This window comes from Tunicatimonas sp. (assembly GCF_049647865.1).
GTDB lineage: Bacteria > Bacteroidota > Bacteroidia > Cytophagales > Cyclobacteriaceae > Tunicatimonas.
In genome coordinates this window covers 1-5,372 of the sequence record NZ_JBARYM010000866.1, presented here as the reverse complement: position 1 = coordinate 5,372, position 5,372 = coordinate 1, and the positions used below count along the sequence as shown (strand labels likewise).

The window sequence follows — 5,372 nt, the reverse complement described above, 5'->3', positions numbered from 1 at the left end:
AACCCTACTTCTAATTGGCTAACAATTAACTGGGGGGCTAGGCCAACTGATATTACTCAAGTAAATATTATGGATGCTCAAGGGTTGGTGTACAATACTTACTTAGTAAATCCGAAAGATGCAAATACTACTTGGAAGACGGACATCTCAGGTATGCCATCAGGAATATATCTCGCTGAAATTATTACTAAAGAAGAACATCAAATTATCCGTTTTTCTGTGCTGCGATAGATTGTATGCGCGCTCTGCCTAAAAATCTAGCGGATCAAATTTTTGAAAGTGTCCGTTCATACGAATACGCTCACGAGCATTCTCCATATCTCGAATCACCGGAATAGATTCTTCCAAATGATCAATCACAAATTGCTGCCGATCACTTTCTCGTTCTATTTGCAGTAATTCGTATTTTTTCTGGTTGGATAGGCCAATTTTATGAGCAATATCAAAGGCTGGAATCTGATCACCCAAAGTAAAATTATCAGACAAACTCAGCACATCAAACAGCTCTAGGGTAAGCTCTACCATTTGCTGCTGTTTAGCAAAGTCTGCATCAGAAATATTATCTAGAAAAATAATGTCACCTCCGGCATACAGCTTAGACGGTGCTACCCGATAGAATTTAACTACTTTAAAAACCCGATGAGCCGTTGTCACAATATCTAACTGACCATCAGAGTACGTTTTTCCAACTCGCTCTACACTCATTTCGGTACCGCACTCAATTTGATTGTTAATGTAGGCCGGAATTCCAAACCGTTTATTCTCTTCTATACACTCATTAACTAATTGTTTATAACGCTCTTCAAATATGTGTAAGTTGAGTTGCTCACCCGGAAAAGCCACTAACTTAAGAGGAAATAAGGGTAAAAAATTATCCATAATATGCTTTATAATCTCATAACTACTTCATTCGGTAATAGTTAATTAAAAATGAATAGATAACTATTTTAAGAAATTGTATGATGATATTGGCACAGCATTTGTATTAGGTTATATGCGCAAGGATTTTTTTCTTAGCGTTTGTTTAAGGTTGATAGTTGGCCCCGGGTGCTTAATTGCATTCGGGGTTTTTTTATAGTAAGTTCTGTAAACAAGCTACTAAACGATTTAAATCCTGCTCCTCATTATATACGTGGGGCGACACCCGCATAGACCTACCTCGCACCGAAACCACTATTTTAGCTTGTTCAAGCGTATTTTGCAGTTTATCTAACGATAGTTTTTCCGGTATGCGCACGCCAAAAAGGTGATGTCCTCGGTAAGACTCTTTTTCTACCCAGAATCCCAATGCAGATAGTTTTTTTATTGCTGTCATCGAGATACTTCGACAATACTTCTGGATTTGCTCGGGCTGCCATTCCAATACTACTTCCAGGGCCTTTCCCATCATGGGAATGAGAATAAAGTTACTGCGCTCTCCCATATCGTAGCGTATTGCCTTCGTTTGATACTGATCTTGATAGTTGACCAAATTGCTAAAATCTTCACTATGGTTTCGGGTTACCCACCCTTCTTCCAAAGGATTACCCTGGTCAAAGTATTCGCTAAAATAGCCAAGCGTGATGCCGTAAGGACCCATTAGGCACTTGTATCCCGCACAAATCAGCGCATCAGGCTGAATCTCAGCCACATCAAATGGCATAGACCCTACTGACTGCGTACCATCTACTACTAGTAGCGCACCCACCTCACGAGTTCTTTTCCGTAAGGCTTTGAGATTGAAGCGCGTACCGTCTGCCCAATGAGTATGCGCAATAGCCACCATACAAGTTTGATTATCAATAGCTTCCAGCAGCTTTTCATTCCACTGTTCACCTCGGCTCTCAAATGTTTCTGGTGCCGCAATAGTACGCAGTTCAGCATTTGCTTCCGCTACTTTTTTACGCCAGGAATACACATTACTAGGGAATTGTTCTCCCGCTACAACAATATTATTACCTGAATGAATACGCAGGTTTTTTGCTACGATTGCCATACCGTAAGATACTGCCGGAAGGATTGCAACTCGCTGATAATCATCAATATTAGTTAATTGGCTGAACAACTTTCTTACGTGATCTACTTCTTCAAAAAATTCATAATGGCTATACTGCGTTGGCAGTTGCTTTTTCCGTAATCCAATAATTCCGGCTTCCTCTACTGACTTTAACAGGGGGGCCATGTAAGAGCAGTTGAGGTACGTAACTTCCGAAGGAAGCGAGAATAAGTCTTTCTTTTGTGTAAGCTCAGTTAAGGTCGTTTGCATAAACCACTATTTTTATGATAATTTTGAATTTGTCCAGCCAATAAATGGCAAGAAAGGCAGTTTTCTGGATTTTGGAAAATTTTCCCAGCATGGGATGAGATTTAGCATTGCTATGGAAAAGAGTATTATAGAAAACACAACCGAAAAACCACCCCGTATCACACTTCAATATTTATGGCAAGAAATACTGGGCACCCTTAGCTGGGATAAAGGTTTTTTTTTCACTTTTAAAGAGCTACTGATTAGACCCGGTAAGACTATCCGCGCTTACCTAGCTGGCGATCGTCAACGTTATTCCAATCCAGTTCGCTTTCTAGTTTTTTCTACAGCGATAGCTAGTTTCGTCATTATTAAATTAGATCTAGTAGGTCGCGCTCTCGATCAAGGTATGTTAAGAACAAGCGACCAACAAGTTCAACAATCCCGACAGGAAGTTATGACATACCTTTACCAGTATTATAACTTTGTTATGTTTCTACTAGTACCGCTACTAGCATTAGCAACGTATTGGTTTTTCCGAAAAAGAAAGTACAATTATGCTGAACACTTAACATTTAGTGCTTTCATATCGGCTGAGTATACGCTAATATATCTACTTACTGCCCTCGGATTATATTACTATCCTGCGTTATCAGATAGTATAAGCCAACTCATATGGTTTGTCTACTTGATATGGGCGCTTGTATCGTTTTTCCCTGAAAAGAAATGGAGAACAGCTGGCATTGCGGTATTGGTTAATATTATTTACTTTCTGGGAATTGCGCTTATCTCATTAATCGGTGGTATCGTTCTAGGAGCATTATCTGGAACGGAAGGATGATTCCAATTATCATACTAGCCGCGGGTGAAGCTAGCCGCATGAGCCAGCCTAAACAACTCATGCGCTTGCAAGTACAATCGCTGATTGGGCGAGCGGTACAAACGGATCAGTCAGTTAGCGAAAAAGTAGTGGTAGTCACAGGTGCTCATCATAAGCTAGTTGAAAAAGACATAGCACATCTGGACGTGATGACAGCACACAATTCTAATTGGCGTACCGGTATGGGTTCTTCTATTAGAGTCGGCATTCAGAATATTTTGATATGTGCCTCTAATTGCAATGCCATAATTATTATGTTATGTGATCAGCCCTTTGTCAGTCCATCTTTATTAAGACAGTTAATTGCCCTTCAGCAGCAAACCGATAAAACGATTATCGCCTCTGCTTATCGTGGCACCGTAGGCGTTCCGGCATTATTCGACAAATCACTTTTTTTTGAACTAACTGCGCTAGACGGGCAGGTGGGGGCCAAACATATTATGTCTCGTTTCGCGTCTCAAGTCACTTCCGTTGATTTCGCTGAAGGTATTTACGATGTAGATACTCCCGAAGACTTTAACCGGATAAAAGAGATATTTACGAATTTATAGAAACACGACTAATTACACACTGGTTGGGTAACCGATGCCGCCGCCCCAGCGAACCGCTACATCTCTACAAAATCCGGTATTCCCAATAATCCAATGGAATTGCCTCAGAACACCATCGGTAAAACGGTACGCTGATACAAAGGTCAGGTATCTTTTGAATGCCGGAAACAGAAAATAGATTTTGGTTGGTAGGCAAGGTTTCAGATCATATTATCCTCAATAAACGGTATTCAGAAAATAACCGCCAGTACATTCGAGATAATCCTCCTAAAGTGGCAGCAAGATAGATTTTGTATCACAATTGAGAATTGATAAAAGAATATCTACGTGAAAATACTTACTTCATAGCACCATAGTAAAGTAGGTCAATCTTTATTATCTTTAAAGATTTCGTATCAATATATTCATCACCATGACCTATCCCTATTTAGTTATCAGTAGCGTTCTTTATATCTCATCTATCCTCTTTGTTCGCTCAGATCTGAGAGAAATTAGTAACCCTCAGCAAACTGAACCTGACTTGGAAGAAAGTATTAAGTTAGGCGAGGAAATTTATCAAGGTTACTGCTTAGCCTGCCACATGAGCGAAGGTGAAGGGATACCAGGTGCTTTCCCACCGCTGGCGGAATCTGACTACTTAATGGCGGATAAAACGCGCTCCATCCAGCAGGTAATGCACGGTTCGGAAGGTGAAATGGTTGTAAACGGAGAGACCTACAACGGCATGATGCCCCCGCAGCCCCTTTCTGACGAAGAGATTGCTCACGTGCTAAATTTCGTTCGTAACAGCTGGGGAAATGAAGGCGAGGTAGTTACATTCGCCGAAGTAAAAGCAGTACGGGATGAAGGGTAACTAGTCAGAAAAGCAAATTTTTCTGACAGCCGATGAAACCTATACCGTTAATTATTGCGCTAGTAGTTGCCGGAGTTTTTTTATACTCGGCACTGAATTCGTCAAACGCATTTAACCTTATACCAATCTCTTTACATAGATCTTTCCTCCAAGGATTTATGGAAGAGCGCACCTTTATCAAAGTATTCGATGCCCTGTTTGCTATTGCTTTAGTACGACTTACCTACAATGCGGTAAGTAAAATCATACCTGTTTGAAGAATCCCGCCAGTAAACAAAAAAAGCGGCGAACCATGCGTTCACCGCCCTTCTTGAAGGAAAATATATAAATTTATTCACTAGCCGAGTCTCTCTTACCTCGGCGTTTGCCGCGCCTTTCGCGGGCATTTTGTCTAAATTCATCTTTCTTCTCTTGGTAAAGCTGCATCTGCTCTTCGTTAAGCATAGTTGCTAGCTTTTCTTCTTTTTCTTGGTTTAGTGCAATCATTGTTTCGCGCATGGCTTCTCGATCACCTTGGCTTTCTTGAAAAGACTCTCGCATCTTCATAGCGTACTCCAGATTTAAATCACCTACTTGGTTTTGCTGATCTTCGTCCAGATTTAATAACTCGGTCATAGAAGTAGTCAACCGTTCGGCACGTTCAGTGGGATCTCCACCTCGGCGTTCACCACCACGGCGGCCGTCAGGCTGAGCCCAAGCCATTGTTCCAAATACTAAAGAAAACACTATACTGAGAATTACTATTTTTTTCATGTTGTTTAAAATTTTTTGGTTTACGAAGCTTAGATCATACCAATGATCAAAGGTTTAGTCGAGCTTATAAATTATTAGTGATGCTCCCATAAAACCTTTCTGCTCTTATAT

Annotated in this window: 8 protein-coding genes; 5 read left to right on the top strand and 3 right to left on the bottom strand. The window is 40.7% G+C overall.

The window, feature by feature from the left end; genetic code table 11:
- On the top strand, positions 1-231 hold a 231-nt coding region (locus WBA23_RS24940; protein ID WP_424584995.1), incomplete at its 5' end, for a T9SS type A sorting domain-containing protein.
- 18 nt (positions 232-249) lie between these two features.
- Here the strand turns inward: WBA23_RS24940 and WBA23_RS24935 are convergent.
- Together WBA23_RS24935 and WBA23_RS24930 are read right to left on the bottom strand one after the other, a co-directional pair.
- Positions 250-879, bottom strand: coding sequence for an LON peptidase substrate-binding domain-containing protein (locus WBA23_RS24935; RefSeq protein ID WP_424584994.1), 630 nt, complete (start codon positions 877-879; stop codon positions 250-252).
- 193 nt (positions 880-1,072) lie between these two features.
- Positions 1,073-2,245 carry an aminotransferase class V-fold PLP-dependent enzyme gene (locus WBA23_RS24930; RefSeq protein WP_424584993.1) on the bottom strand — a complete coding sequence of 391 codons (1,173 nt, stop codon included), beginning with the start codon at positions 2,243-2,245 and terminating at the stop codon, positions 1,073-1,075.
- 112 nt (positions 2,246-2,357) lie between these two features.
- Here WBA23_RS24930 and WBA23_RS24925 point away from each other — a divergent pair, with 112 nt between their 5' ends.
- The 4 genes from WBA23_RS24925 (at position 2,358) to WBA23_RS24910 (ending at position 4,765) form a co-directional block, all read left to right on the top strand.
- The gene (locus WBA23_RS24925; protein ID WP_424584992.1) at positions 2,358-3,065 is read left to right on the top strand and encodes a DUF3667 domain-containing protein; all 708 of its coding nucleotides are present in this window, start codon (positions 2,358-2,360) and stop codon (positions 3,063-3,065) included.
- Complete coding sequence (locus WBA23_RS24920; protein ID WP_424584991.1) at positions 3,062-3,655, top strand: nucleotidyltransferase family protein; 594 nt, start codon at positions 3,062-3,064, stop codon at positions 3,653-3,655. Before WBA23_RS24925 ends, WBA23_RS24920 begins: the two co-directional genes overlap by 4 nt.
- Positions 3,656-4,067: 412 nt before the next feature.
- Positions 4,068-4,508 carry a c-type cytochrome gene (locus tag WBA23_RS24915; protein ID WP_424584990.1) on the top strand — a complete coding sequence of 147 codons (441 nt, stop codon included), beginning with the start codon at positions 4,068-4,070 and terminating at the stop codon, positions 4,506-4,508.
- Between the two features lie 32 nt (positions 4,509-4,540).
- Complete coding sequence (locus tag WBA23_RS24910) at positions 4,541-4,765, top strand: hypothetical protein (protein ID WP_424584989.1); 225 nt, start codon at positions 4,541-4,543, stop codon at positions 4,763-4,765.
- Between the two features lie 73 nt (positions 4,766-4,838).
- On the opposite strand, the gene WBA23_RS24905 is transcribed toward WBA23_RS24910, so the two are convergent.
- The gene (locus WBA23_RS24905) at positions 4,839-5,261 is read right to left on the bottom strand and encodes a hypothetical protein (protein WP_424584988.1); all 423 of its coding nucleotides are present in this window, start codon (positions 5,259-5,261) and stop codon (positions 4,839-4,841) included.
- Positions 5,262-5,372: the final 111 nt, after the last annotated feature.